Here is a 24,350-nt window from a genome sequence, read left to right on the forward strand (position 1 = left end):
GGAGCAAGCCCGGGTGTTTCGATGCCTCTCCGTCCAGCCATTCTCCTGTCCGGATCACGTTCCCGATCGCATACACCTGCGCACCCTGCGCTAATCTCTCCGGCGCGGAAGCGGAACGCAGACAGACGGGGGAACGTCGTGTCCTACTCGGAGCACTGGCAGGAACTGTTCGGACCGACCGGTGACGGGGGTGCGATGCGGCTCGCCTCGGCGTCCCCCCACGCCGGTGCCGACGCGGGCGGTACCGGAGGCCTCCAGCACAGCAAGGGCCCCTGGACCAGTGCCTCCGGCACCGCTGACGAACTGCGCACCAGGACCGATACGAGCCGGTCGGCGCTCGGGCGTGGGCACGAGGGGATCGAGGCGGGGACAGCCGGTCTCAGCTCCGTCGCGGCCCTCAGAAGCGTTCTGACGTCCTGGGAGGAGCGCCTTCAGGCGGTGCGGGACGAGTGCGACCAGCTCACGGGGAACCTGCTGAGGGTCGCCAAGGAGATGGGGGAGACCGAGACCTGCGTCAAGTCGTCCTTCGCGGGTGCCCACGCCTCCGGTAAGGCGGATGAGAGGCGATGACCGGAGCCCTGACGTGGCAGTCGCTGCGCGACCTCAGGACTTCCGGGCTGACGCAGGCGGGCGACGCGTGGCACGAGGTGTCGGGCCGTTCGGCCTCCGACAAGGGGCGGGTCGACCGCGCGATGTCCGCGAAGCTCCGCGAGACCGAGGAGAGCGACACGGCGGAGGTGGCCGTCCGCAGGCTGCGCCGTCTCAGCCGCAACTTCCAGTACGTGCACACCGAGTGCGGGCTCGTCCGTACCGCGCTCAACGGGCTCGCCGGTGATCTCGCCGAACCCCAGGGCCGGCTGAAGCAGGCACTCGCGGACGCCGCCGCCCTGAACTTCACCGTCCACGAGGACGGCTCCGTCAGCTACCCGGCCGCCGAGGTCGAGGATCTGGCCGGGCAGAAGCAGGACGCGCCGGGCGGTAGGGCCCGCGGCAGCTCCCACCTCCCCCTGGAACCGCCAGTCCTGGAGCCGCCGGGCCCCGGCGTGCGAGGGCAGGGACCGCTCCGTCCCGGCTATCCGGGCTTCACGCCGCTGAATCCGAACGCGGCGAAGGCGCAGGACGTGGCCGACCGTGTCGCCCGAGCCGTACGGTCCGCGCGGGAGATCGACGCCCGGTACGCGAGAACCCTCAACGCCTTGAAGGCGGAGAAGGGTCTCGATGTGACCGCGGCCACCCTGAGGGATGTATTCCGGGACACCGCCGACGTCCGCTCCGTCGCCGGCATGCACCTCGCCGAAGACATCCCGCAGGACAGGAGCCCGGCCGAACGCAAGAAGTGGTGGGACGGCCTGGACGACGAACAGCGCCAGGAGTACCTCAAAGTCGCGCCCGACCTGATCGGTGACCTGGACGGTCTCCCGGCGGCCATCCGCGACGAGGCGAACCGCACCTACCTGCCGGTCCTCATCGACGACTTGGCGCGACGCGACGGCGACGAGGCGAGGACCAAGCTCGACGCCCTCCGCATGATTCAGGACAAACTGAGCGAGCCGAGCCGCCCGCCCATGTTCCTCCTGGGCATCGGGGACGAGGGCAACGGCCGCGCGATCGTCTCGTACGGCAACCCGGACGCCTCCCGGCACGTCGCGGCGTACGTGCCCGGGTTCGGCACCAAGCTCGACAAGGACTTCGTGGATGACACGATGAAGCGGGCCGAGGACACCGCCAAGGGTGCCCGGCGTCTGGATCCGTCCACGGCATCGATTGTCTGGCTGGGCTACGACGCCCCACAGAACGGGGACGTGATGTCGAAGACAGACGCGCAGCGCGGCGCCCCGGCGTACAGCGATTTCATGGCAGGCATCTCGGCGACGAACGGGAACAAGGATCCTCACCTGACGGCGATCGGGCACTCCTACGGTTCGCTCACCGTGGGCACGGCCGCCAAGCAGTCCGGCGGAATCCCCGGTGTCGACGACGTGATCCTGCTCGGCAGCCCGGGTGTGGACGCGCAGAAGGCGGCGGAACTCGGCGTCGGGAAGGACCACGTGTTCGTCGGGGCCGCCGACAACGACCCGGTCACCCGCCTGCCCACGAAGGGCGAGGCGGCACTCGGCTGGGCGGTGGGAGGGCTGGTAGGGATCAGGGAGGGACGCGAACTCTTCGACAACGACAACGACGACCTGTATTTCGGCAAGGACCCGGCTAGTGAGGCCTTCGGAGCGCAGCGCTTCGCGGTTGACGACGGGCCCAGGATGGTCTTCGAGGCCGGGCTGTTCGATGCGCACTCCCAGTACTTCACTCCGGAGAAGGACCGGGTTTCGGCGGCCAACATTGTCCGGATCGTCAGCGGGAGGCCGGAGGAAATCGTGAGGGAAGGCCATCGATGAGAGACGTCACGCGGGTTGTCCGGCTGATCTGCGCGGTGTCCGTGGCCGGAGTGCTCCTCGCTGGATGTGGGCTGTTGGGCGGTAATAACGACGGAGAGAAAGCCTTGGCAGGCATGGACATGCAAGGGGCGGCTGAGCGTGCCGACGAGATGTTCTACGCGACGGTCGGGGCGATCAAGCCCGAGATCGCATGGGTCAGCGACAGTACGACCACCGGTAGCTGTGATGTGACGCGCTACTGGACCGTGATGACGATCGTCTCCGAGCAGCGCCGGGGCAACTTCCTGGGGCTGGTCGAGCGCTTCTGGAAGGCGAGCGACTACCGGATCGACACGGTCAATCCGAGTAAGGACATGCCTGAGATCATCGCCACGTCCCCGGACGGCTTCGGTATCAGCGTGCTGTTCGGCCACAAGGGGCAGGCGTTCTTCGAGGTCACCAGCCCCTGCGTCGACAAGTCGGAGGTGGCCCCGCCCGCGAAGGCGGCGAACGGCCGCTCGTACGGGATCGAGGACGAGATTCCGCCGCCCGACGTCCGCTCCGACTTCTGGTCCGCCGAGTCTCCGGTGGCGAGCCCCGGTCCCTCGTCCTGACCCTCGGGTTTCGCCGCGATGCGGGTGGCCCTCACGGTCCTGACGTGGATCAATGGGGCCGGAAAGGCGACACCGCGGCTCGGGCTCCCCGGGCCGGCCCGTACAGAAGGCGAACGCTGTGGCATCTGATTTTCCTCCGCCCCCGGCCGGACCGGCGGACCGTGGAACCGCACCCGTCTGGCAGGGGTGGGACCGGCCGCCCGCGTGGTCCCGGACTCCGTCCGGGCCGACCCGGGCGCCTGCCGGGTCGCGTTACGACGAGCAGGGGCGTAACGGGCGGGGTGGAAAGGGGGCGTGGGTCGGGGAGTTCTTCGCCGTCCTCGGGGTGCTCGTGGCGGGGCTGCTGGTCGTCCTCGGCCTCGCCGGGCTCATCGCGGCGGTGTTCGACCTGGGACCCGCCTCCGGCGACAGCGACCTGCTCTTCGCCGATCCGGTCGCCGAACTGGCCGTGTCGCTCGTCAGTATCGCCATCGGCATACCCGCCGTGCTGTTCGGCGCCCGCTGCCTGGGCAAGCGCCCGGCCGGGACCGCGTCCTCCGTCGTCGGCCGGCTGCGCTGGGGGTGGCTCGGGTGGTGTGCCGCCGTGGGCGTGCCGTTGATGATCCTGCAACTGGGCCTGATGATCGCGTGGACCTGGGACGAGGAGCCGGTGGGGGACACCGGTGCGGGGTTCCCCGGCTGGACCGCCTTCGCGGTGAGCCTTGCCGTCGTTCTCGCGCTCGTCCCGTTCCAGGCCGCCGCCGAGGAGTACCTCTTCCGGGGCTGGCTGGTCCAGGTGATCGGCCGGTTCGCCCGCTCGCCGTGGCCCGCCGTGGTCCTGGCGTCGCTGCTGTTCGCCCTGGCCCACGGGTTCGGCGAGGTGACCGGGTTCGTCCTGCTGCTGTACTCGGCGCTGTGGTGGGGGTGGCTGGTCATCCGTACCGGCGGTCTCGAAGCGGTCATCGTCGTCCATGTCGCCAACAACGTGCTCGCCTTCGGCCTGGCGGCGGGGTTCGGTGCGCTCGACGACACCAGCACCGCCGCCGACGCCCCCTGGCAGGCCATGGTCGTCGAACTCGTCTTCGCCCCGCTGTACTGCCTGACCATCGACCGGATGGCCCGCCGCCGTGCCGTCGCCCGGGTGACCCCCTGAGCCCGTCGGCCTCCCGCCTTCCGGGGCACGCGGCTCAGAAACGTACCGTCAACTGCGCCTGTACGTGGGCCCGCAGCACCCCGGCCATGTCCGTCGTGCAGCCGCTGATCAGCCACTGGATCTGGAGGCCGTCCATCAGGGCGATCAACTGCTGGGCGGCGGCGGCCGGTTCGACTTCGTCACGCAGTTTCCCCGCCGCACGGGCCTGGAGGTAGGCGCGTTCGGTATTGGCGACCGACGTACGGTAGCGGTCCTCGAAGTACGCGTGCGCCGGGTGGTCCGGGGCGGTGGCCTCCGCCGCGACCACCGAGAACAGCTCGACGATCCCGCGCCGCTTGGCGTTCAGCTCCGCCAGGTCCACCAGGCGGCGCAGGTGGTCGACGCCCCGCGTGACGCCCAGCGCCAGCCACTCGTCGTCCACGTCGTCCCGGCGCTGGAGCACCGCGAGGAGCAGGGCCTCCTTCGTCGGGAAGTGGTGCAGGAGGCCCGGGTGGGAGATCCCGCAGCGCGTGGCGATGACGCGCAGGGACGCGCCCCGGTAGCCCGCCTCGCCGAACAGGGCCATCGCCTGGTCGAGGATCTCGACGCGCTTGGCCCGGCCCTTGGCGTAGCCGCGCCGCCCCCCGGGACCGTCGGACGCACCGGAGCGCCCCGTTTCGGCCGCTGTCATCGAACGAACGCCTTTCCTCGTGCTGTCGCCCCGGCCCAGATTCTCACATCAATACTTACCAAGCGGTCGGGATTGAGCGTACGGTACTGCGGAGTGCCGTCGTGAAAGGAACGCCCGTGGGTCTCTTGCCGCCGTACCTCGACCCCGCCCGGCCCGTCGCGGAGCGGGTCACCGACCTCCTGGGGCGGATGACGCTGCCCGAGAAGGTCGGCCAGATGCTCCAGCTCAACGCCAAGGAGGGCGTGCGGCACCTCGTCGAGGACCTGCACGCGGGCTCGATCCTGCACGCCTCGCCGGAGCGGGTGCGGGAGGCCGCCGAACTCACCGCGGGGACCCGGCTGCGCATCCCCCTGCTCGTCGCGGAGGACTGCATCCACGGGCACTCCTTCTGGGAGGGGGCCACGATCTACCCCACCCAGCTCGGGATGGCCGCCACCTGGGACCCGGAGCTGGTGGAGCGGATCGCGCGGGCGACGGCGGTGGAGGTCGCGGCGACCGGCGTGCACTGGACGTTCTCGCCGGTGCTCTGCATCACCCGGGACCTGCGCTGGGGCCGGGTCAGCGAGACGTTCGGCGAAGACCCCTACCTCATCGGTGAGTTGGCGTCCGCCATGGTGCGCGGCTACCAGGGCGACGGCCTCGGCGACCCGACCGCGATCCTCGCCTGCGCCAAACACTTCGCCGGGTACTCCGAGACCCAGGGCGGCCGGGACGCCAGTGAGGCGGACATCTCGCGGCGCAAGCTGCGCTCCTGGTTCCTGCCGCCGTTCGAGCGGGTCGCCAAGGAGGGCTGCCGGACGTTCATGCTCGGCTACCAGTCGATGGACGGCGTGCCCATCACCGTCAACCACTGGCTGCTGAACGAGGTCCTGCGCGGCGAGTGGGGGTACACCGGGACGCTGGTCACCGACTGGGACAACGTGGGCCGCATGGTGTGGGAGCAGAAGATCTACGCCGACTACGCCCAGGCCTCGGCGGCGGCGGTGCGCGCGGGCAACGACATGGTGATGACCACGTCGAACTTCTTCGAAGGTGCTCAGGAGGCGGTGACACAAGGGGAGTTGGCGGAGTCCGAGATCGACGAGGCCGTACGGCGCATCCTCACGCTCAAGTTCGAGCTGGGCCTCTTCGAGAACCCGCGCCACCCGGACCCGGCGCGGCAGTCCGAGGTCATCGGCAGCGGGGCGCACGCAGCGCTCAACCTGGAGGCCGCCCGGCGCTCGCTGGTGCTGCTGACCAACGACGGGACGCTCCCGTTCACGGCCACCCCGCCCGCTGCCACGGCCTCCGCGTCCGCTGCCACGGCCTCCGCATCCGCCGCCATCAGGGCCACTATCGCCGCCGACGAGCCCGCCGCCCCCCGGTCCGTAGCCGTCATCGGGCCCAACGCCCATGACGCGCAGACCCAGTTGGGCGACTGGGCGGGCTCCTCCGGGCAGGCGGACTGGCTCCCGGACGGCCAGCCGCGCGCCATGATCCGTACCGTGCTCGACGGGTTCCGCGACCACGTGCCCGACGGCTGGACGGTCACGTACGCGCCCGGGGCCCGGATTCTCGATGTGGGACCCGACCCGGAGGGGGCCTTCTTCCCGGACGGGCAGCCGCGCCCCGAGGTCGTCCACCCGGCCGCTCCCGACGAGGCACTGATCGCCGAGGCGGTCGCCGCCGCCGAGGCCGCCGACCACGTGGTGGCCGTCGTCGGTGACCGGATCGAGCTGATCGGCGAGGGCAAGTCCACGGCCACCCTCGAACTCTTCGGCGACCAGGTCGCGTTGCTGGACGCGCTGGCGGCGACGGGCAAGCCGCTGGTCGTCGTGGTCATCAGCTCCAAGCCGCTGGTGCTGCCGCCGTCCGCGCTCGACGCGGCGGCGATCGTCTACGCGGCCAACCCGGGCATGCTCGGCGGCCGGGCCATCGCCGAACTGCTCCTCGGGCTCATCGAACCGACCGGACGGCTGCCGCTGTCCTTCGCCCGGCACGCGGGGCAGCAGCCGACGTACTACAACCAGGTGCGCGGCCAGCACGGCACGCGGTACGCGGACCTCACCCAGCGCCCGGCGTTCGCGTTCGGGGAGGGGCTGAGCTACACGACGGTCCGGTACGCGGACCTGGAGGTGCTGACCGCCGTCGTCGACGAGTCGGAGACCGTACGGGCCCGGGTCACGGTCAGCAACACGGGGGAGCGGCCCGTGCTGGAGACGGTCCAGCTGTACGTCAGCGACACGGTGACGTCGGTGACGTGGGCGGAGAAGGAGCTCAAGGCCTACCAGCAGGTGGAGTTGGCTCCGGGCGAGTCCCGCGAGGTCCTCTTCGAGCTTCCGGTCGCGGACTGCACGCTGGTGGACGCGGCGGGGCGGCGCGTCGTCGAACCGGGCCGCTTCGAGCTGCTGGTGGGCCCGTCGTCCCGCGACGAGGTTCTGCTGCGGGGGGAGTTCACAGTCAAGGCGTGAGCGGGGGGAGAGGGAGAAGGGGAGAGACGGAAAGGGAAGAGCCAGGGCCCGGGGTGATGGGAAAGGAAGGGCCAGGGCCGGGGTGAGCGTCGGCCGGGGCGCGCGTGGTGCGCCCCGCCGCCACGCAGCCCCGCCGCCACGCAGCCCCGCCGCCACGCCGCCACGCAGCCCCACCCCACTCGTCGGTCGGCGCCCTCCACCCGTCGGTCGGTGCACCCACCTGGCGGTCGGTGCACCCACCCCTTGCGCGGCCGGTGGTTCAGCGGACCTCGTAGAAGTCCACGTTGTACCGGTTCACCTTGATGGCGAGCTTCGTGTAGCCGCCCTGGCGGTCCTCGCCCCCGAACTTGCTCCAGTACTGGCAGTGCAGACCGGTCTCGGTCTCCTCCTCCACCGCCTTGGCCGCGGGCAGGTCCTCGCAGGAGAGCTTGCTGGCGTCGGACCGGCTCTTGTACGAGGCCCAGAGGCGGTCGTACGCGGACTTCGCGACCAGCAGCCCCTTCTGCGGGGTGCTGTTGTAGAACGTCATGAAGCTGCCCGGCTTGTACGAGTCGCTGATCTTGATCTCGTGCGGGATGACCGCGCCCTCGTAGGTGACGTTGCAGACGCTGACCGCGCTCGCCTTCTGGGTCACGCCGTCGGGGCACTCCGCGCTGGTCTTGCCGGGGACCTTCACCCCGGCGAGCAGGTCCTCCTGGAGCTTGTGCTCGACCTTCTCGGTGAACGAGGCGCCGTTGTCCGGCTTCGGGAGAACCTTCAGCTTCGGGTCGGAGCTGGAGGCGAGGACGTCGGGCTGCGGGCCGGTGACCGGGACCGCCAGGTCCGCGCCGGGCTCGGGGGCCTTCTCCTGCTTCTCGGGCGCCCGGCTCGCGGACCCGGCCGAGTCGACCGACGCGCCGGAGTCGCCGTCCGAGGAGCCGCAGCCGGTGACCAGGACACCGACGGCGGCGAGTCCTATGAGGTTCTTCCCAATGAGGTTCTTCGAGATACGCATAAGCGGAGCCTAAGTTGTGCCTGTGACAACGCTGTGTGGCCGAAAGGGCCGTTCAGGGCGCTGGGCGGGGTGATCAAAAGGGGCGAGAAGCGGAGTGATCCGGGTATTCCGGCCCGCTTGTCGCACGCAGCGTGAGGTTGATGGTGACTCAGTCGGGAAAGAGCCGTGGCGCGAATGTGACGGTGGGCCGCGCCGCACCCGGTCCTGCGGCCCGTCCCCTTCCCCATCGCTTCCGCCGCGCTGATCATCCCCAACCCGTTTGAACGCGTTCAAACCAAGGGGTGGCAGAAGGGCACGCCGAGGGCGCGCTGAAAAAGCGTTTCCGCGTGCGGGGATTCGCCCGTACGGGTGTGGCGCGGCCCTCCGGGCGGCGGCGGGGCGAGCACAATGGGGCGGCGGTTCGTGCAGAGGGGCTGAGGTCCCTCTCCCGCACCTTGCGCTCAAGGAGGACCGGTGGCGGACAGCTGGACGGTTCAGCGGACCGGGCCCGGGGATCTGGCCCGTACGCAGGCGCGTGAACAACTCTTCGAGGCCGCGAGGGAGTTGTTCGGCGCGAACGGTTACCGCGAGACCTCCGAGCGGGACCTGTGCGAGGCGGCCGGGGTCCCGGTGGAGGTGCTGCGTCAGGAGTTCGGCTCCCGGGAGGGGCTGCTCATCGCCCTCCACAACCGGGTCACGACGGCGGGCCTGCGCGCCTCGGAGGCCGCCCTGCTGTCCGAGGGCATGGACGACTGCTCGATCGCGGAGCGGGTCCGCCGGCTCTTCGACGCGTACGTGGAGGCGGTCACCCTGGACCCGCGCGAGGCCCGGGTGACGTTCGTCGAGGTGCTGGGCGTGAGCGCCGTGGTGGACGAGCACTGCAAGCTCTGGCGCGCCCTGTGGACGGAGTTCCTGACCGGCGAGACCGAGCGCGCGGTGGAGCGGGGCGAGGCGGAGGACCGGGACTACCGGGTCGACGTGATGGTCATGGTGGGCACCGTCCACGAGCTGATGGCCCATCACGCCCGCCGCTGCCGCCGGGCCCGCCCCGGCGAGGTCTCCGGCGAACTGACCCAGCTGGCGCTGTCGATGCTCGGGTCGTCCTCGGCGGAGTGAGGAGTTCCCCCGCCCCTGGGGCCGCTGGACGGTGCGGCGGGGTGCGTGGGGCGGGACCGCAGGCGGCGGGGCTCGCGTCAGACCGATCCGGCCTGCGCCGGGCGTGCGGTGTACGGGCCGCCGAGCCGCCACGCCTGGTGCATCGCGTCGGCGTAGGCCGCGGCCAGCTTGTGCTCGCCGGTCGGGCCGGGGTGGGTGCCGTCGTAGGTGTCCGCGCGGACGTCGTACCCCGTGGGGCGCGAGGCCAGCAGGAGCGGCGAGGCGGCGGTGTCCAGGTCGGCCACCGCCTTGGCCAGGAGTTCGTTGAAGTGGTCGCAGGAGGCGGCGAAGGAGGCGTCCGTCGCGGCCCGGATGTTCGGTATCACCGGAAGCAGCACCATGCGGACGCGGGGGTTCGCCGTGCGGGCCGCCGCGATGAACGCGCGGGCGTTGGCCGCCGTCTGCTCGGCGTCCGTGTAGAAACCGAGGTCGATCAGCCCGAGCGAGACCAGCAGGACGTCCGGCCGTGCCGCGCGCACCGCGTCCGCGATCACCGGGGCCAGGTGCAGCCACCCCTCGCCCCAGCCGGACAGATGGCGGCGCGCGGGCGGCGGGAAGGCCGGGTCCGCGTAGCTCTCGGAGAGCGGGGCGTCGGCCTCGGCGTCGTACAGCGTCGAACGCGGGCCGACGATCTCGTAACGGAGGCCGGGACACGACTCCAGGTGCTGCCACATCCGGTAGCGCCAGGTGACGTCGCCGGCGCGTCCGATGGTCATGGAGTCGCCGACGAAGAGGAAACGCATGGCGTCATCATGGCCGATCACGGCTCCGGCCTGCGACGTGACGATGGACACTGGGGCCATGCCTTCGTATCCGACGGGGCCGGTGGGCGCCCGCGCAGCCGCTCCTGCCGCCGCCCTCGCCGCCGCTCTGCTGCTCCTCGCCGGGGCCGGGCCCGCCCGCGCCGACGAGGGGCGGCCCGACCGGGACTTCACCATCGAGGATCCCCGGATCACCGAGTCCAGCGGCCTCGCCGCCAGCCGCCTGCACCCCGGCGTCTACTGGACGCACAACGACAGCGACGACGGCCCCTACGTCTTCGCCGTCGACTCCCGCACCGGGAAGACCGTCGCGACGATCACGATGCGGGGGGTGGGGGAGCCGCGCGACGTGGAGGGCATCTCCATCGGGCCGGACGGGGACATCTACGTCGGTGACATCGGGGACAACCTGGACGGCACCTGGGACCACGTCTGGATCTACCGCTTTCCCGAGCCCGCGGAACTGCGCGACGCCACCGTCACCGCCGCCCAGTACGACGTGAAGTACGCCGACGGGGCCCGCAACGCCGAGGCGCTGATGGTCCACCCGAAGACCGGCCGCGTCTACATCGCCTCCAAGAACGAGGACGGCGGCGGGCTCTACGAAGGCCCCGCGAAGCTCACCACCGGGGCCGTGAACACCTTCCGGCGGGTCGGCGAGGTGCCCTGGGTGACGGACGGGGCCTTCTCGCCCGACGGGAAGCGGCTGGTGCTGCGCTCGTACTTCAGCGCTCGCGCGTACGCCTTCGAGGACGGCCGCCTCGGCGAGGACCGGGCGGTCGCCGCGCCGTTCCAGCGGCAGGCGGAGTCGGTGACGTACACGGCGGACGGCTCGGCCCTGATGTTCGGGTCCGAGGGGGCGCGGAGCGGTGTCGTCCGCGTGGACGTGGAGGGCGGCGGCGCCGATGGCGGTGGCGGCGGGGAGCGGGACCGGGAGGAGCCCTCGGGGAGCGGCGGCGGCGGGGGTGAGGACGCCGGTGGCCGGGACGAGGCCGGTGGCCAGGCCGGTGACGGCAAGGGCAGCGCCGGGCTCGGGGCGGTGATCGTCATCGGGGTGGGCGTGCTGTGGTTCGCGCTCCGGCGCAAGCGCGGCGGACAGGGCTGAAGGGCTGCGGGCTGCGGCCGGAGGGCCTGCGGGGCTGACCGGGCAAGCCGGGCAGCCGGATGGTCGGCGTCGGCGGCTGACCGGGCTGGCCGGACGGTCAGGGGCTGATCGGGTCAGCCGGATGGTCGGCGTCGGGGGCTGACCGGGCAGCCGGATGCTCGGGGGCTGACCGCCTGCCGGACGAGCTGTCACTTCCGGTGGTGCCGCCCCGCTGCGGTCCGCTCCGCGACCAGGGCGTCGAACCCCGCGATCAGCCGCTGGAGCCCGAACTCGAACGGGTCGAACGCGGGGCTGAAGCTGTCCTCCGCCAGTGTCGCCACCATCGGGTACGCCCCGCTGAGCACGGCCCGCTCCAGGTAGGGGCGCTGGCGCTCCCGGAACTCCTCGTCACTCAGCCCGTTCTGCGCCCTGGCCTCCGCCGCGTCGGCCTGGGTGCGGGCGAGGCCCTCGACGAAGCTGTTGACCGCGATGATCACGCCGATCAGCTCGGGGTCCGGCAGGCCCATGCCGCGCAGTCCGCTCAGCGCCAGTTCCAGTCCGCGCAGGCCGCTGGGGCCGAGCACCGTACGGGCCTGGTTGATCTTGAGCAGCCAGGGGTGGCGGCGCAGGGTGTCCAGGTGCCCGCGGGCCATCCGGTCGACCGCCTCGCGCCAGTCGGCGGGGGGCGCGCCGGGGTGGTCGGCGAAGAGTTCGCCGAGCACGCGGTCGACCATCAGGTCCAGCAGCTCCGCCTTGCCGGGGACGTAGCGGTAGAGCGACATCGTGCCCGCGCCCAGTTCGGTGGAGAGGCGGCGCATCGAGACGGCGGCCAGCCCCTCCGCGTCTGCGACGGCGACGGCGGCGGTGACGATCCGGTCCAGCGAGAGCCCCGGTTTCGGGCCGCGTCCTGGCCGCTCGGCGGTGCCCCACAGGAGCTCCAGGCTGCGGGCGATGTCGCCGCTCCCGGTGGCGGTCCCGTCCGTCCTCGGCGCGGACCCGGCCGTCGTTCCGTCGTTCGTCATGACCTCAGCGTAATGGCCCGGAAGGAGAACTGCGTACGTCGTACGCGGCGATGGGTGCGCGCGTCGGTGGGTCCGGACGGCACCCCGTAGGGTCGGTGCCGTGCCGACGAACTCCGGGCTCGGGCCCCGTGCCTTCACCACCGCGCGCCTGGACGCGCTCCCCCTCGATCCGGCGCACGCCGACGAGATGGCCACCGTCCTCGCGGACCCGGCGCTGTACGGGTTCACCGGGGGCGGTCCGCCGGACCCGGTCGCGCTGCGGGCCCGGTACGAGCGGCAGGCCGCCGGTTCGCCGGACCCGGGGGAGCGGTGGTGGAACTGGGTGCTCCGGGTCCGTACGGAGGGTCGCCTCGCCGGGTACGTCCAGGCCACCGTCCGGGGCCCGCGGGCGGAGATCGCCTGGGTGGTCGGGGTCCCGTGGCAGGGCCGGGGCTACGCGAGCGAGGCGGCGAAGGGCCTGGCGGCGCACCTGGCCGCCGCGGCGGACGTCCATACGCTCGTCGCCCACATCCACCCCGGCCACACCGCCTCGGCCGCGGTGGCGGCGGCGGCCGGGCTCGCGCCCACCGGGGAGTGGGAGGACGGCGAGCGGCGCTGGGCGGGGAGCCCGGTCAGTCCGGCTGCTTCTCCATGTGAGTGAGGACGCGGTTCGCGATCCGGGCGAGGGTGTCCAGATCCTCCTGGGTGAGGGCGTCGATGAAGAGCCGGCGGACGTGTTCGACGTGGACGGGCGCGGCGCTCTCGATGGCCTGGTAGCCGTCGGGGGTGGCGACGATGAAGGAGCCCCGTCCGTCGTCGGGACACTCCTCCTTGGTCACGAGTCCGCGCTTGGTCATCCGGCCGACCTGGTGGGACATGCGGCTCTTCTCCCACTCCACCGACTTGGCCAGGTCCATGAAGCGCAACCGCCCGCCGGCCTCGGTGAGTTTGGCGAGGACGAGATAGTCGGCGGGTGACATGCGGGAGTCGGCCTGGACTCGTCGGGAGAGGCGTCCGATGAGCTTCTCCTGCATACGGATGAAGCTGTCCCAGGCGGCCTGCTGCTCCGGGGCCAGCCAGCGAGGCGTTGCGTTCATGGCAAGGAGCCTAGCGAGACACCCGGCGGCCCATCCATCCCGTGGGGGTGGCTGATTCTCCGCACCGGCAAATCGGCTCCGCCGAAGGGTAGTTGACGCTTCAAAGATCCCTGCCCTAACGTAGATGACGCGTCAACCAAATGACGTACAGCTTCCGGAGGGGAATTCCATGAGCACCCAGAACAAGGCCGGACTCGACGCGCTGCTGACGCCCGAGGAGAGCGTCCTGGTGCTGATCGACCACCAGCCGTTCCAGATCGCCAACCTGAACAGCCATGAGCCGACGATGGTCATCAACAACGTCGTCGGACTCAGCAAGGCGGCCAAGGCGTTCGACGTGCCGACCATCCTGACGACCGTCATCGAGGAGCGCGGCGGTCTGATCCTCCAGCAGATCCAGGACGTGTTCCCCGAGCAGAAGCCGATCAACAGGACCTTCGTCAACACCTGGCAGGACCAGCGCGTCGTCGACGCCGTCAAGGCGACCGGGCGCAAGAAGCTGATCCTCGCCGGGCTCTGGACGGAGGTCTGCCTGGCGATGCCCGCGATACAGGCGGCGGGCGAGGGGTTCGAGGTCTACGCGGTCACCGACGCCTCGGGCGGCGCTTCGGTGGAGACGCACGACATGGCCGTGCGGCGCATGGTCCAGGCGGGTGTCGTGCCGATCACCTGGGTGGCCGTGCTCGCCGAGTGGCAGCGCGACTGGGCCCGCGAGGAGACCGTGCCGGCCGTGGCCGAGATCCAGGCCCAGCACGCCGGGGCCTCCGGCGTCGCCTACGCCTGGGAGCAGCAGCTTCTCGCGACGCCCACCGGCGGCGCCTGACCTCTTGGCGTCGGCCGCTGTCGGCGGTGGCGCGAGACCTTTCACCCCCGTCGGCGGTTGTCGGAAGCCGTCGGTGGCGGTGCGTGACCTTTCAGGCCGTTGACGACGGCGTCGGACTTCTCCGGGCGTCGGCAGCGGTGTCCGCCCTTCCGGGGCGCACGGTGGGGATGCCGTGCGCCCCGGAAGTTGATGCATCAACCTCGTTGGGGTTAGGCTCGGGAAAAAGGACGGATGGAGGACCCATGGCTGTAGAAGTGCACGACGTTCCCGACGCCAAGCGGTACGAGGCCCGGATCGAGGGAGAGTCCGAGCTGGCGGGCTTCGCGGACTATATCCGTACGCCGGAGCTCGTCGCGTTCGTCCACACCGAGGTCTCGCCCGCCTACGAGGGCAAGGGGATCGGGGGCGCGCTGGTGCGCACCGCCCTCGACGAGGCCCGTGCCGCGAAGTTGTGGGTGCTGCCCACCTGCCCGTTCTTCGCGGGGTGGATCGCCCGGCACCCCGACTACCAGGACCTGCTGTACCAGTCCCGCAGCAGGGTCAGTGACTGAGACGGCCGGGCAGGGCCGTGACGGAGGCGGAGATGAGTAACGGTACGGGGAGGAGGTCCTACGAGGGCCGCTCGGTCACCGTGACCTTCGAGGCCGCGCTGTGCCGGCACGCCGCGGAGTGCGTCCGCGGCCTGCCGGAGGTCTTCGACACGGCCCGGCGCCCGTGGATCCAGCCCGACGCCGCCGACGCCGGACGCGTGGTGGACGTGGTGCGGCGCTGCCCCTCGGGTGCGCTGCGGTACGAACGTCCGGAGGGCGGGGACTCTTCCCCCGTCGGCACCAAGGAGACATGACCGCAGGCGAACTCCCCGCGGCGGACCAGGCCCGGCGCGACATCGGGACCGTCCTCACCGCCATGCGGGAGCTCTTCGGGGAGAGGGACCTCTCGGCGCTCGACCGCTACTGGGCCGAGCCCTGCGTCCAGCACAGCCCGCGGATGTCCAGCGGCCTGGACACCCTCCGTGCCGCGGGGGTCCGGTACCGGGGGTCCGGTACCGGGGACCGGACATGGGCCGGGGCATGGACCGGGCCGGATCATGGACCGGGACCCTCTAGGGTTCCGGTCCATGACCGCCGAAGCTGACTTCCTGCGCACCACCCGGGACTCCTACGACGCCATCGCCGACGGCTACGCGAGCTGGACCCGCGACGAACTGGCGGCCAGGCCGCTGGAGCGCGGGCTGCTGACCGCCTTCGCCGAACTCGCGGCGGCGGACGGCGGCGGGCTTCCGCTGGCCGATGCCGGCTGCGGTACGGGCCGGGTCACCGCGTTTCTGCACGGACTGGGCCTGGGACTCGACGTGTTCGGGATCGACCTCGCCCCGGGGATGCTGGCCGCGGCGCGGCGCGACCACCCGGGGCTGCGCTTCGAGGAGGGGTCCCTCCTGGATCTCCCGTCGGCGGACGCGTCGCTGGGCGGGCTGCTCGCCTGGTACTCCACGATCCACGTCCCCGATGAGCAACTGCCCCTCGCCTTCGCGGAGTTCCATCGCGTGCTGGCCCCGGGGGCCCCGGTGCTGCTGGGCTTCCAGGTGGGGGACGAGCCGCTGCGGCTGACGGAGGCGCTGGGCGAAGAGGTCGCGCTCGTCTTCCACCGGCGGCAGCCGGAGCGGGTGGCCTCGCTGCTGCGGGAGGCGGGCCTGGAGGTGCGGTCCCTGGTCCGTCGGGAGCGGGAGACGGACGGGCCCTTCCCGGAGCGGACGCCGCAGGGGTTCGTGCTGGCGCGCAGGCCGACTGTCAGTGGTGGCTGTGAGGATGGGGACATCGACACGGCGGACTGAGCACGGCGGGTCGTGCACAGCGTGTTGCGCGCGGGGGGCCGCGCGCTCGGACTGAGGGGGACACCATGGGCGCCTGGGACATCGGCCACTTCGACAACGACACCGCGGCCGACTTCGGAGGGCGGGTCGACGACGCGGAGCCCGCGAAGAAGGCGGACGTGCTCCGGGAGGTCCTGGCCACGGTCGCCGGGACCGGGCCGGAGGACTACGTGGACGGCGGCGAGGAGGCGGTGGCCGCCGCCGCGCTGGTCGCCGCCCAGTGCGCGGGCGGTGAGCCCGTCACCACGCCGTACGGCCCGAAGGAGCCCCTGCCCGCGCTCCCGGCGGACCTCCGCCCACTCGCCGTCCGCGCCCTGGACCGCCTCACCGCGAAGAACGCGGAGCCGCTGGACCTGTGGGCCGACGCCGGGGCGGACCAGGAGTGGCTGGCGGGGATAGCCACGCTGCGCGCGGTGCTCGCCCGGACGCCGGGGGAGTGACCTCCGGGCCCTCTCAGCGCTTCGGGCGGCCCGCGCGCACGATCTCGTCCACGTCCAGGGAGACGTCACCGCCGATGGACGCGGGCAGCGGGGCCGCCTGACCGGGGGCGTAGACCTCGTGCCGGTCGTAACCGTCGGGAAGCGGCTCGGTCAGGACGTGGACCCGGTCGTGCCGGCGGTCGACGATCACGTAGACCGGGATCTTGGCCTGGGCGTAGGCGGCGACCTTGTTGCGGAGGTCGTTCTGGTAGTTCCCGGAGGTGACCTCCAGCACCAGGCGGAAGCAGGCTGGATCGTAGCTGTTGTTCTCGCGCAGGTGCTCGTCGAAATCGGCGTCGACGATCGCCAGATCGGGGATCGCGAAGTCCTGAGGGCCGCCTGGGAGCCAGAGGCCGACGCCTTGGAGGACTTCGCTCTCACCGCCGTCGAGACCTGCGGAGACGAAGGGGCGCATGAGCTTGGTGAGCGCGCGTGCGTGCGGGCCGTCCGCGGGTGGTGCCACGGTGATGACGCCTCCGATGATCTCGACGCGATGCCCCGGAAGCTGCTCGGTGAGACGGTTGGCCGTTTCCAGCAGAGTTTCCGGCTCATCGTCACAGGGGTGCTCGACTGCTGCTGCAGACATTGCGGGCCTCCTGGAATGGGCTGGTGTCGAGGGCATCATCGTAGGGCGGAACCGCTCAGGATCGCGCTCCTGGCATATGCCACCCGGTCGAGTGAAGCAGAAACGGCCCGGCACCCACGAGGGGTGCCGGGCCGTCCCCGGGAAGCGGAGAGCCGAGCGGCTACAGCTTCTCGATCACGTAGTCGACGCACGCCGTCAGCGCCTGGACGTCCGCCGGGTCGATCGCCGGGAACATCGCCACGCGCAGCTGGTTGCGGCCGAGCTTGCGGTACGGCTCGGTGTCCACGATGCCGTTGGCGCGCAGCACCTTGGCGACGGCCGCCGCGTCGATCTCGTCCGCGAAGTCGATCGTGCCGATGACCTGCGAGCGCTTCGCCGGGTCCGTGACGAAGGGGGTGGCGTACTTGGACTCGTCGGCCCAGCCGTAGAGGTGGCCCGAGGAAGCGGCGGTGCGGCCCGTCGTGAAGTCGAGGCCGCCCTGGGTGTTCATCCACTTCAGCTGCTCGTTCAGCAGGAAGAGGGTGGCGAGCGCCGGGGTGTTGTACGTCTGGTTCTTCAGCGAGTTGTCGATCGCCGTCGGCAGCGAGAAGAACTCCGGGACGTGCCGGCCCGAGGCGTGGATGCGGGCGGCGCGCTCCAGGGCGGCCGGGGAGAACACCCCGATCCACAGGCCGCCGTCGGAGGCGAAGGACTTCTGCGGGGCGAAGTAGTAGACGTCGGACTCGGTGATGTCGACCGGCAGGCCGCCCGCGCCCGAGGTGGCGTCCACCAGGACGAGTGCGCCCTCGTCGGCGCCCGCGACGCGCTTGACCGGCGCCGCGACACCCGTGGAGGTCTCGTTGTGGGTGAAGGCGTACACGTCGACGCCCGCCTCGGCCCGCGGGTCCGGGTGGGTGCCCGGGTCGGAGGCGATGACGGTGGGGTCGGACAGCCAGGGCGCGAGCTTCGCGGCCTTGGCGAACTTGGAGGAGAACTCACCGAAGTTCAGGTGCTGGGACTTCGTTTCGATCAGACCGTGCGTCGCGATGTCCCAGAAGGCGGTGGAGCCGCCGTTGCCGAGGATCACCTCGTATCCCTCGGGGAGGGAGAAGAGCGCGCGCACGCCGTCCCGTACCTCGCCGACCAGGTTCTTGACCGGGGCCTGGCGGTGGGACGTACCGAGGAGAGAGGTGCCGGTGGCGGCCAGCGCGTCGAGCGCCTCCGTCCGCACCTTGGAAGGACCGGCGCCGAAGCGTCCGTCTGCGGGCTTGATGTCAGCGGGAATCTGGATGTCGGCCACGTGTCGGAGCGTAGTCCCTCGGTGGCACGGCTTTGTAGCCGTGTCCGTCCGGTGAGACGCCTGCTCCGACCCGTGGACGCGGCCGGTGCGGAGCTGCTATGGGGCGTCGTGACCGAACGGGCAGCCCAGTTTCACGGGCAGCTCGTGCAGGTCGTTCTGCGTCACGATCGGCTTGTTGCGCAGCTCGGACGCCGGGACCGCCAACTCCAGCTCGGGGAACCGCTCGTAGAGGGCCGGGAGTGCGATGCCCGCCTCCAGGCGGGACAGCGCCGCGCCGGGGCAGACGTGCGGGCCGTGGCCGAAGGCGATGTGCCGGTTCGGGCTGCGGGTGGCGTCGAACTCGCCCGCTGTGGGCCCGTGTTGCTCCTCGTCCCGGCCCAGCGCTCCGAACGAGACGATCAGGCCCTCGCCCTTCGGCAGCACCGCGTCGCCGACCTCGATGTCCTCGGTCGCGAAGCGGATCAGGACGTGCGAGGTCGGGGTGTTCCAGCGCAGCGTCTCCTCGATCACGCCCTCCCACCCGATCTCCCCGCCCAGGACCTTCTTGCGCTGCTCGGGGTGGGTCTGGAGCGCCTCGACGGCGTTGACGACCAGGCTGATCGTGGTCTCGTGCCCGGCGGCGATGATCAGTTGCAGCGTGTTGACGATCTCCTCGTCGGTGAGGTGGTCACCGTTCTCGGAGGCCGCGATCAGCGCGCTGGTCAGGTCGTCGCCGGGGTTCGCCCGCTTGTCGTTGACGATCTTCGTGAAGAGCGCGCCCAGGTCCGCCATCATCCGCGGGACCTCCTCCGGCGGCGTCTGCGTCGAGAAGAACTTCTCGAACAGCTCCTTCAGCCGCGGGTGGTCCGCCGCGTCCACACCCATCAGCTCGCTGATCACGTTCATGGGCAGCGGATAGGCGAACTCCGCCTTCAGGTCCACCGGCTCTCCGGCGGGCAGGGCGGCCAGCCTCTCCAGGCTCGCGTCCGTCAGTGCCTGGATCCCGGCGCGCAGCCGCTCCACCCGGCGTACGGTCAGCGCCTGCGCCACCAGCGTACGGAGCCGGCGGTGGTCGGCCCCGTCGACCGTCAGCATCGAGCGCCCCGGGTTGACCAGGCCGATCAGCGGCCAGTCCATCGGTATCTCGCCGCGCTGCCAGGCGGTCCAGACGTTGATGTCCTTGACCACCCGGCTGTCGGTGAGCAGCGCGCGGGCCTCCGCGTGGCGGGTAACCGCGTACACGTGTACACCGCCCGGCAGCTCCACCTCCGCCAGCGGACCGGCGGCCCGCAGCGCGGCCCCCTCGCCGTCGAGGTCTCTGACGAACGGGTCGAGCGCGATGCGGGTCATGCGGGGCCTCCGTGGCTCGCGGGTCTGCCGAGGGCGGGTGTGGGTGTGAAGGTCACCGGCAGGTCCGTCAGTCCGCGCAGCCACGGCGAGGGGCGGCGGGTGAGCTGCTCGGCGGGGACGGCGAGGTCCACGTCCGGCAGCCGGTCGAGCAGGACCTCGATGCCGGTACGGGCGACGACCTCGGCGGTCTCCTGGGCCGGGAAGGGGCAGCGGTGCTCGCCGTGGCCGAAGGAGAGGAAGGCGTTGTTGCCGCCGGTCAGCGACGAGCCGTCGGTCCGCACCTGCGGGTCGCCGTTGGCGGCGGCGAGGCCGAGGAGCAGCAGGTCGCCGGAGCGGATGTGGCGGCCGCCGAGGTGGGTGTCGCGGGAGGCCCAGCGGCCCGCCACGTTCTGCGTCGGGGTGTCCTCCCAGAGCACCTCGTTCATGGCCTCCGCGACGCTGTGCCGGCCGCCGGAGAGGGAGGCGGCGAACCGGTCGTCGGTGAGCATCAGGCGCAGCGAGTTGCCCATCCAGTCGGCGGTCGGCTGGTGTCCGGCCGCCATCATCACCATGAGGTCCTGGACGACCTCCTCGTCGGTGAAGCCGCCGGGGTCGGCGAGCATCCGGGTGGCCACGTCGTCGCCGGGCCGGGCGTGCTTGTCCGCCAGCAGCCGGAACATCGAGGTCCCCAGGTGCTGCTGTCCGGCCAGCGCCCGCTCTCCGCCGTCGATCAGGTCGTTGATCGCGCCGACCAGCGGGTGGGCCTCTTCGTCGGAGAAGCCGTAGATCCTGGCCAGTACGAGGGCGGGCAGCAGCTTCGCGTACGCGGCGATGATGTCGACCGAACCCCGGGTGCAGAACCGGTCGATCAGCTCGTCCGCGAACTCCTCCGCGTACCGCTTGAGGGAGAAGGGGTCGACGCCCTCCAGCGCGTTGCTGATCATCATGGCCCGGACGCTGTGGCGTTCCCCGACCGTGTAGAGGATCGAGGGCTGACCGCGTCCGATCATCGGCAGCAGCGGCCAGTCGTCGGGGATGCGGTCCCACTGGTTCCACAGCTCGGAGTCCCGGCTGAAGAGGGCCGGGTCGCCGGTGACCTGGTGGAGTTCGCGGTAGCCGAGGACCAGCCAGGCGGGGACGTCGCCGTGCAGGACGACCGGGGCGACGGCGCCGTGGTCGCGCCGCATGTCCCGGTAGAGCTGGACGGGGTCGCTCTGGAAGCGGGGCCCGGACAGCGGGACGGACCCGTGGGTGACGGGGCAGCCGGAGACAGCGGTCGCGGCTGCTGCGGGGGCGTCGGCGGGGCCGGGTACGTCGACGGGTCCGGCAGTCCCGGCGGCGGCGGTTCCGGCCGTGCCGGGGACGTCGGCGGCGGTTCCGCTCGTGCCGGGGGCGTCGGCGGTTCCGGAGGCAGTGGTCACGGGGCGGGCTCCGGGGTCGGGGCGGCCGCCGCCAGCGCCGCTTCGGGGGCGTTCGCCCCGGCGGCACGCATACGGGCGGCGGAGAGTTCGGCGAGGTGCTCGACGAGCGTGATCAGCACGTACTTGCTGGAGGACCGGTCCCGGGCGTCGCACTCCACCAGCGGCACGTCGTCCGAGAGGTCCAGGGCCTCACGGATCTGCTGCTCGCTGTGGAGCGGCCCGCCGAAGTCGTTGCACGCGACGATGAACGGGGTGCCGTGGTGCTCCAGCCGGTCGATGGCGTACCAGGAGTCGGCGAGGCGGCGGGTGTCGACCAGGACGACCGCCCCGAGGGTGCCGGAGAACAGGCGGTCCCACAGGAACCAGAAGCGTTCCTGGCCGGGCGCGCCGAAGAGGTACAGCACCGAACGCGCGTCGAGCGTGATGCGGCCGAAGTCGAACGCCACGGTGGTGGACGTCTTGGACTGGACGCCGTCGAGGTGGTCGACGGCCTCGCCCGCGCGGGTCATCGTCTCCTCCGTGTTGAGCGGACGGATCTCGCTCACGGATCGGACCATGGTGGTCTTGCCGACGCCGAAGCCGCCCACCACAACGATCTTCAGTCCGTTGTCGGCGGTGTCGCTCAGGGCGGCGCGGCCCGAGGCGGCGGGGCGGTCAGAGGTTGCGGAGTCCAACGAGCACCTGTTCCAGGATGTCGGGGTCGGGGAGCCGGTCCGCGACACGGGCTGTACGGGGGTGGCGGGCGCTGACCCGGCCGGTGTCCAGCAGATCGCACAGCATGATGCGCACGATGCTGACCGGCAGGTTCAGGCTCGCGGATATCTCGACAACGGCGGTCGGAGCCTGGCACATCCGCAGGATCGCGACGTGCTCCGACTGCATGCCGGGGGCCGGATCGCACTCGGCGACGACCAGGGTAACCAGGTCGAAGGCGGCCGAGTCGGAACGGCTGCGTCCCCCGGTGAGGGTGTACAGCCGGTCCGGATCGTCGTCGCGCCCCGGGCGGGGGCGGGGCGCCGTCGTCATAGGGCCGGACCCTCTGCCGCGGGTGTGCGCGGCGGGGCGACCAGGTGTTCGCCGAGCTGTTCGACCAGTTCGCTCATGTTGTGGCCCACCAGGCCCACGTCGGAGTCCTCGTCGGCGACGACGGCCAGGTGGGCTCCGGCGCCCGCCTCGACGATGAACAGCACGCCGCCGTAGAACTCGGCCATCGCGGACCGTACGCCGCCGGTGCCGTCGCCGAACTCGATGGACGCGCCGTGCGAGAGGCTCTGGATGCCGGCGGAGATCGCGGCCAGCTGGTCGGCCTGGTCCACGGAGAGTTCGGGGGTGCGGCACAGCTTGAGGCCGTCGCGGGAGAGGACGAGGGCGTGGCGGGTGCCGGGGGTGCGGTCGAGCAGCCCCTCCAGCAGCCAGTTGAGCTTCTCGTCGGTGGTCGCGGTCATCGGGTGTTGCCCTCCGGGTTCGGGGAGTTGGCACGTACGGCCCGGCTGAAGGTGCTGAAGCGCGCTGCCTGGACCTTCGGGTCGGTGGTACGGGCCTGGGGGGTGTCGGCTCCGCCGGGGGAGGCGTTGCCGTTACGGGCTTCGGCGGCGGCCAGGGTGCGGCCGCGGCGGCGCTTGGGGAGCCCGCTCTCGCCGAACGTGGGGACGCTGCCGGTGGATTCGGACGCGGGCTCCGCCTCCGCCCCGGGAGCTGCCGGAACCCGGGAAGCGGGCATGTGACCGGCGCCGGTGTCCGTTCCAGCGCCGGTGCCGACGCCGGTTCCGGCTCCGGTGCCGGAGAAGGCGCCCGTGCTGGAGCCGGTGCCGGTGCCGTTGTCCGGGGAGGTCCGGGCCGCCGGGAGCGCGCCGGGGGTGCCCGTGTCCGTGTGGTCGGCCGCGGCGTGGGCGGGCTCCGGTTCGACGGGGACGGCGGGTACGGCAGGCGCGGCGGCGGCCGGGATCCCGGTGCGGGGCTGGGCGGCCGGGAGCGCGTTCGCCGGGGCCGCGGAGGCCGCCGGGGCCGCAGGCGTCGCGGGGACGGCAGGCGTCGCGGGCGTCCGGGCGATGAGGTCCTGGGGGAGCATCATCAGCGCGCCGGTGCCGCCGCGCGCGGACGGCCGGAACGAGACGGTCAGCCCGTGCTTACGGGCCAGTCGGCCGACGACGGCGAGGCCCAGCCGGGTGCCGGACAGGTTGGTGAGGTCCTGGTTGTCGGCGGCGACGGCCTTCTCGGCGCGGCGCAACTGCACCTCGCTCATGACGAGCCCGCTGTCCTCGACGGTGATGACGATGCCCGCCGGGACCTCCTCCACGTACACGTGCACCTCGGCGGTGGGCGGCGAGAAGTTGGCCGCGTTGTCGAGGAGTTCGGCGAGCGCGTGCATGACGCCCTCGGCCGCGTGACCGGCGATCGCGACATCGCTGGTGGAGTGCAGGCGGACCCGCTGATAGCTGCCGATCCGGCCCATCGCGCCGCGCAGGATCGACTCCATCACGATCGGCTTGGCCCAGCGGCGGCCGGAGCGCGCCCCGGTCAGCACGGCGATGGAGTCGGCGAGCCGGCCCGCCTGGGCGGTGCGGTGGTCCAGGTACAGCAGGTCCCCGAGCACGGACTCGTCGGTGTGCCGGTGCTCCATCTCGCGCAGGTCGGCCAGCATGCTGGTGGCCAGGGCCTGCATCCGCCCGGCCGCGTTGGCGCAGGCGGCGACGGCCGCGGAGCGCTCGGTCTCGGCGCGGGTGGCGCGGGCGGTCAGCCGGTCGACGGTGACGGCGAGGCGGGCCTGCTCGGTACCGGCCTCCGCGGTGATCCGCTCGTTCTCGGCGCGGGCGTCGGCGGCGACCCGGGCGGTCTCGGCGGAGGCGACGGCCTTGATCCGGGCGCTCTCCGCCGTGAAGCGCTGGGCCTCGGCGGCGGAGGCGGAGACCAGGCGCGAGGTCTCGGCGGTGAACCGCTGGGAGTCGGCGGCCCGCAGGGCGCGCAGGTTCCGCGCGGAGCGCAGGGTGTGGACGGTGACGGCCACACAGACGCTCAGCAGGACGGCGGCGGCTCCGGCGCCCCACGCCAGCGGGGTCCGTACCGCTTGGGGGGCCGCGGCGACGGCCCACAGGGCGGGCGCGCCGGTTACGGCTGCCGAGATCAGCAGGGCGAGTGCGGTGGGCCGGAGTGAGGGGCGCAATCGGAGTCCTCGGTGGCGGACGGTGCGGGACGAGGTGGAACCGGGTGGAGCCGGTGGTACGCGGTGGAGCGGGATGGAGCCGGGTGGTGCGCGGTCGAGCCGGTGGTACGCGGTCGAA

The 24,350-nt window shown here is 71.9% G+C and carries 26 protein-coding genes; 13 read left to right on the forward strand and 13 right to left on the reverse strand.

Annotation, left to right across the window (positions count from 1 at the left end; genetic code table 11):
* The first annotated feature begins 138 nt into the window (after positions 1-138).
* The 4 genes from ACIRRU_RS04870 (at position 139) to ACIRRU_RS04885 (ending at position 4,115) form a co-directional block, all read left to right on the forward strand.
* Positions 139-570 carry a hypothetical protein gene (locus tag ACIRRU_RS04870; RefSeq protein WP_403676178.1) on the forward strand — a complete coding sequence of 144 codons (432 nt, stop codon included), beginning with the start codon at positions 139-141 and terminating at the stop codon, positions 568-570.
* A complete protein-coding gene (locus ACIRRU_RS04875) occupies positions 567-2,390 on the forward strand; it encodes an alpha/beta hydrolase (RefSeq protein ID WP_403676181.1) in 1,824 nt (607 codons plus the stop codon). The genes ACIRRU_RS04870 and ACIRRU_RS04875 overlap by 4 nt, the downstream gene beginning before the upstream one ends.
* A gap of 113 nt (positions 2,391-2,503) precedes the next feature.
* On the forward strand, positions 2,504-2,983 hold the full coding sequence (locus ACIRRU_RS04880; RefSeq protein WP_403676184.1) for a hypothetical protein: 480 nt from the start codon (positions 2,504-2,506) through the stop codon (positions 2,981-2,983).
* 118 nt (positions 2,984-3,101) lie between these two features.
* Complete coding sequence (locus tag ACIRRU_RS04885; RefSeq protein ID WP_403676187.1) at positions 3,102-4,115, forward strand: lysostaphin resistance A-like protein; 1,014 nt, start codon at positions 3,102-3,104, stop codon at positions 4,113-4,115.
* A gap of 34 nt (positions 4,116-4,149) precedes the next feature.
* On the opposite strand, the gene ACIRRU_RS04890 is transcribed toward ACIRRU_RS04885, so the two are convergent.
* The gene (locus ACIRRU_RS04890; protein ID WP_403676190.1) at positions 4,150-4,785 is read right to left on the reverse strand and encodes a TetR/AcrR family transcriptional regulator; all 636 of its coding nucleotides are present in this window, start codon (positions 4,783-4,785) and stop codon (positions 4,150-4,152) included.
* Positions 4,786-4,901: 116 nt separating this feature from the next.
* Here ACIRRU_RS04890 and ACIRRU_RS04895 point away from each other — a divergent pair, with 116 nt between their 5' ends.
* Entirely contained in the window at positions 4,902-7,235 is a 2,334-nt protein-coding gene (locus tag ACIRRU_RS04895) for a glycoside hydrolase family 3 N-terminal domain-containing protein (protein ID WP_403676193.1), read from the forward strand.
* Positions 7,236-7,494: 259 nt separating this feature from the next.
* Here ACIRRU_RS04895 and ACIRRU_RS04900 read toward each other — a convergent pair whose 3' ends face one another.
* On the reverse strand, positions 7,495-8,229 hold the full coding sequence (locus ACIRRU_RS04900; RefSeq protein ID WP_403676196.1) for a hypothetical protein: 735 nt from the start codon (positions 8,227-8,229) through the stop codon (positions 7,495-7,497).
* A gap of 453 nt (positions 8,230-8,682) precedes the next feature.
* Between ACIRRU_RS04900 and ACIRRU_RS04905 the strand changes: the two genes are divergently transcribed.
* Positions 8,683-9,324 (forward strand): TetR/AcrR family transcriptional regulator, encoded by a 642-nt coding sequence (locus tag ACIRRU_RS04905; protein ID WP_403676199.1) that lies wholly within the window; start codon positions 8,683-8,685, stop codon positions 9,322-9,324.
* A gap of 77 nt (positions 9,325-9,401) precedes the next feature.
* On the opposite strand, the gene ACIRRU_RS04910 is transcribed toward ACIRRU_RS04905, so the two are convergent.
* Positions 9,402-10,166, reverse strand: a complete 765-nt coding sequence (locus tag ACIRRU_RS04910; protein ID WP_403676202.1) for a GDSL-type esterase/lipase family protein — start codon at positions 10,164-10,166, stop codon at positions 9,402-9,404.
* Between ACIRRU_RS04910 and ACIRRU_RS04915 the strand changes: the two genes are divergently transcribed.
* Complete coding sequence (locus ACIRRU_RS04915; RefSeq protein ID WP_403676205.1) at positions 10,165-11,229, forward strand: WD40 repeat domain-containing protein; 1,065 nt, start codon at positions 10,165-10,167, stop codon at positions 11,227-11,229. The genes ACIRRU_RS04910 and ACIRRU_RS04915 overlap by 2 nt on opposite strands.
* A 188-nt stretch (positions 11,230-11,417) precedes the next feature.
* Here ACIRRU_RS04915 and ACIRRU_RS04920 read toward each other — a convergent pair whose 3' ends face one another.
* Entirely contained in the window at positions 11,418-12,230 is an 813-nt protein-coding gene (locus ACIRRU_RS04920) for a TetR/AcrR family transcriptional regulator (RefSeq protein ID WP_403676207.1), read from the reverse strand.
* Positions 12,231-12,330: 100 nt separating this feature from the next.
* On the opposite strand from ACIRRU_RS04920, the gene ACIRRU_RS04925 reads away from it, so the two are divergent.
* On the forward strand, positions 12,331-12,870 hold the full coding sequence (locus tag ACIRRU_RS04925) for a GNAT family N-acetyltransferase (protein WP_403676210.1): 540 nt from the start codon (positions 12,331-12,333) through the stop codon (positions 12,868-12,870).
* Here ACIRRU_RS04925 and ACIRRU_RS04930 read toward each other — a convergent pair.
* Positions 12,842-13,306, reverse strand: a complete 465-nt coding sequence (locus tag ACIRRU_RS04930) for a MarR family winged helix-turn-helix transcriptional regulator (protein ID WP_403676213.1) — start codon at positions 13,304-13,306, stop codon at positions 12,842-12,844. The two genes, ACIRRU_RS04925 and ACIRRU_RS04930, sit on opposite strands and share 29 nt — an antisense overlap.
* A gap of 169 nt (positions 13,307-13,475) precedes the next feature.
* On the opposite strand from ACIRRU_RS04930, the gene ACIRRU_RS04935 reads away from it, so the two are divergent.
* The 5 genes from ACIRRU_RS04935 (at position 13,476) to ACIRRU_RS04955 (ending at position 16,439) form a co-directional block, all read left to right on the forward strand.
* Positions 13,476-14,129: a hydrolase gene (locus ACIRRU_RS04935; RefSeq protein ID WP_403676217.1), complete on the forward strand. Its 654-nt coding sequence runs from the start codon at positions 13,476-13,478 to the stop codon at positions 14,127-14,129.
* 242 nt (positions 14,130-14,371) lie between these two features.
* Positions 14,372-14,680: a GNAT family N-acetyltransferase gene (locus ACIRRU_RS04940; protein WP_363200358.1), complete on the forward strand. Its 309-nt coding sequence runs from the start codon at positions 14,372-14,374 to the stop codon at positions 14,678-14,680.
* A gap of 32 nt (positions 14,681-14,712) precedes the next feature.
* Positions 14,713-14,973 (forward strand): (4Fe-4S)-binding protein, encoded by a 261-nt coding sequence (locus tag ACIRRU_RS04945; RefSeq protein ID WP_363200359.1) that lies wholly within the window; start codon positions 14,713-14,715, stop codon positions 14,971-14,973.
* 273 nt (positions 14,974-15,246) lie between these two features.
* Positions 15,247-15,960, forward strand: a complete 714-nt coding sequence (locus ACIRRU_RS04950; protein ID WP_403676220.1) for a class I SAM-dependent methyltransferase — start codon at positions 15,247-15,249, stop codon at positions 15,958-15,960.
* Positions 15,961-16,025: 65 nt separating this feature from the next.
* Positions 16,026-16,439 (forward strand): DUF4259 domain-containing protein, encoded by a 414-nt coding sequence (locus ACIRRU_RS04955; protein WP_403676223.1) that lies wholly within the window; start codon positions 16,026-16,028, stop codon positions 16,437-16,439.
* A gap of 13 nt (positions 16,440-16,452) precedes the next feature.
* Here the strand turns inward: ACIRRU_RS04955 and ACIRRU_RS04960 are convergent, their stop codons facing one another.
* The 8 genes from ACIRRU_RS04960 to ACIRRU_RS04995 form a co-directional block, all read right to left on the reverse strand.
* Positions 16,453-17,064 carry a Uma2 family endonuclease gene (locus ACIRRU_RS04960; RefSeq protein WP_403676226.1) on the reverse strand — a complete coding sequence of 204 codons (612 nt, stop codon included), beginning with the start codon at positions 17,062-17,064 and terminating at the stop codon, positions 16,453-16,455.
* A gap of 160 nt (positions 17,065-17,224) precedes the next feature.
* Positions 17,225-18,343: a phosphoserine transaminase gene (gene serC / locus ACIRRU_RS04965; RefSeq protein ID WP_403676229.1), complete on the reverse strand. Its 1,119-nt coding sequence runs from the start codon at positions 18,341-18,343 to the stop codon at positions 17,225-17,227.
* 96 nt (positions 18,344-18,439) lie between these two features.
* The gene (locus ACIRRU_RS04970) at positions 18,440-19,672 is read right to left on the reverse strand and encodes a cytochrome P450 (RefSeq protein WP_403676232.1); all 1,233 of its coding nucleotides are present in this window, start codon (positions 19,670-19,672) and stop codon (positions 18,440-18,442) included.
* Positions 19,669-20,886, reverse strand: a complete 1,218-nt coding sequence (locus ACIRRU_RS04975) for a cytochrome P450 (protein ID WP_403676998.1) — start codon at positions 20,884-20,886, stop codon at positions 19,669-19,671. Before ACIRRU_RS04975 ends, ACIRRU_RS04970 begins: the two co-directional genes overlap by 4 nt.
* Positions 20,887-21,068: 182 nt before the next feature.
* On the reverse strand, positions 21,069-21,746 hold the full coding sequence (locus ACIRRU_RS04980; RefSeq protein WP_403676235.1) for a GTP-binding protein: 678 nt from the start codon (positions 21,744-21,746) through the stop codon (positions 21,069-21,071).
* Entirely contained in the window at positions 21,727-22,098 is a 372-nt protein-coding gene (locus ACIRRU_RS04985; RefSeq protein WP_363200365.1) for a DUF742 domain-containing protein, read from the reverse strand. The genes ACIRRU_RS04980 and ACIRRU_RS04985 overlap by 20 nt, the downstream gene beginning before the upstream one ends.
* Positions 22,095-22,517 (reverse strand): roadblock/LC7 domain-containing protein, encoded by a 423-nt coding sequence (locus tag ACIRRU_RS04990; protein ID WP_363200366.1) that lies wholly within the window; start codon positions 22,515-22,517, stop codon positions 22,095-22,097. Before ACIRRU_RS04990 ends, ACIRRU_RS04985 begins: the two co-directional genes overlap by 4 nt.
* On the reverse strand, positions 22,514-24,232 hold the full coding sequence (locus ACIRRU_RS04995; protein ID WP_403676239.1) for an ATP-binding protein: 1,719 nt from the start codon (positions 24,230-24,232) through the stop codon (positions 22,514-22,516). The genes ACIRRU_RS04990 and ACIRRU_RS04995 overlap by 4 nt, the downstream gene beginning before the upstream one ends.
* Between the last annotated feature and the right edge of the window lie 118 nt (positions 24,233-24,350).

Source organism: Streptomyces sp. NPDC101181 (genome assembly GCF_044767975.1).
In the GTDB taxonomy this organism is placed as follows: Bacteria; Actinomycetota; Actinomycetes; order Streptomycetales; family Streptomycetaceae; genus Streptomyces.

Excerpts from the sequence above, each read along its gene's own strand:
- ACIRRU_RS04875 (WP_403676181.1), top strand. The coding sequence starts at position 567 with ATGACCGGAGCCCTGACGTGGCAGTCGCTGCGCGACCTCAGGACTTCC.
- ACIRRU_RS04880 (WP_403676184.1), top strand. The coding sequence starts at position 2,504 with ATGGACATGCAAGGGGCGGCTGAGCGTGCCGACGAGATGTTCTACGCG.
- ACIRRU_RS04890 (WP_403676190.1), bottom strand. The coding sequence starts at position 4,785 with ATGACAGCGGCCGAAACGGGGCGCTCCGGTGCGTCCGACGGTCCCGGG.
- ACIRRU_RS04900 (WP_403676196.1), bottom strand. The coding sequence starts at position 8,229 with ATGCGTATCTCGAAGAACCTCATTGGGAAGAACCTCATAGGACTCGCC.
- ACIRRU_RS04915 (WP_403676205.1), top strand. The coding sequence starts at position 10,165 with ATGCCTTCGTATCCGACGGGGCCGGTGGGCGCCCGCGCAGCCGCTCCT.
- ACIRRU_RS04910 (WP_403676202.1), bottom strand. The coding sequence starts at position 10,166 with ATGGCCCCAGTGTCCATCGTCACGTCGCAGGCCGGAGCCGTGATCGGC.
- ACIRRU_RS04920 (WP_403676207.1), bottom strand. The coding sequence starts at position 12,230 with ATGACGAACGACGGAACGACGGCCGGGTCCGCGCCGAGGACGGACGGG.
- ACIRRU_RS04930 (WP_403676213.1), bottom strand. The coding sequence starts at position 13,306 with ATGAACGCAACGCCTCGCTGGCTGGCCCCGGAGCAGCAGGCCGCCTGG.
- ACIRRU_RS04935 (WP_403676217.1), top strand. The coding sequence starts at position 13,476 with ATGAGCACCCAGAACAAGGCCGGACTCGACGCGCTGCTGACGCCCGAG.
- ACIRRU_RS04940 (WP_363200358.1), top strand. The coding sequence starts at position 14,372 with ATGGCTGTAGAAGTGCACGACGTTCCCGACGCCAAGCGGTACGAGGCC.
- ACIRRU_RS04945 (WP_363200359.1), top strand. The coding sequence starts at position 14,713 with ATGAGTAACGGTACGGGGAGGAGGTCCTACGAGGGCCGCTCGGTCACC.
- ACIRRU_RS04950 (WP_403676220.1), top strand. The coding sequence starts at position 15,247 with ATGACCGCCGAAGCTGACTTCCTGCGCACCACCCGGGACTCCTACGAC.
- ACIRRU_RS04955 (WP_403676223.1), top strand. The coding sequence starts at position 16,026 with ATGGGCGCCTGGGACATCGGCCACTTCGACAACGACACCGCGGCCGAC.
- ACIRRU_RS04960 (WP_403676226.1), bottom strand. The coding sequence starts at position 17,064 with ATGTCTGCAGCAGCAGTCGAGCACCCCTGTGACGATGAGCCGGAAACT.
- ACIRRU_RS04970 (WP_403676232.1), bottom strand. The coding sequence starts at position 19,672 with ATGACCCGCATCGCGCTCGACCCGTTCGTCAGAGACCTCGACGGCGAG.
- ACIRRU_RS04985 (WP_363200365.1), bottom strand. The coding sequence starts at position 22,098 with ATGACGACGGCGCCCCGCCCCCGCCCGGGGCGCGACGACGATCCGGAC.
- ACIRRU_RS04990 (WP_363200366.1), bottom strand. The coding sequence starts at position 22,517 with ATGACCGCGACCACCGACGAGAAGCTCAACTGGCTGCTGGAGGGGCTG.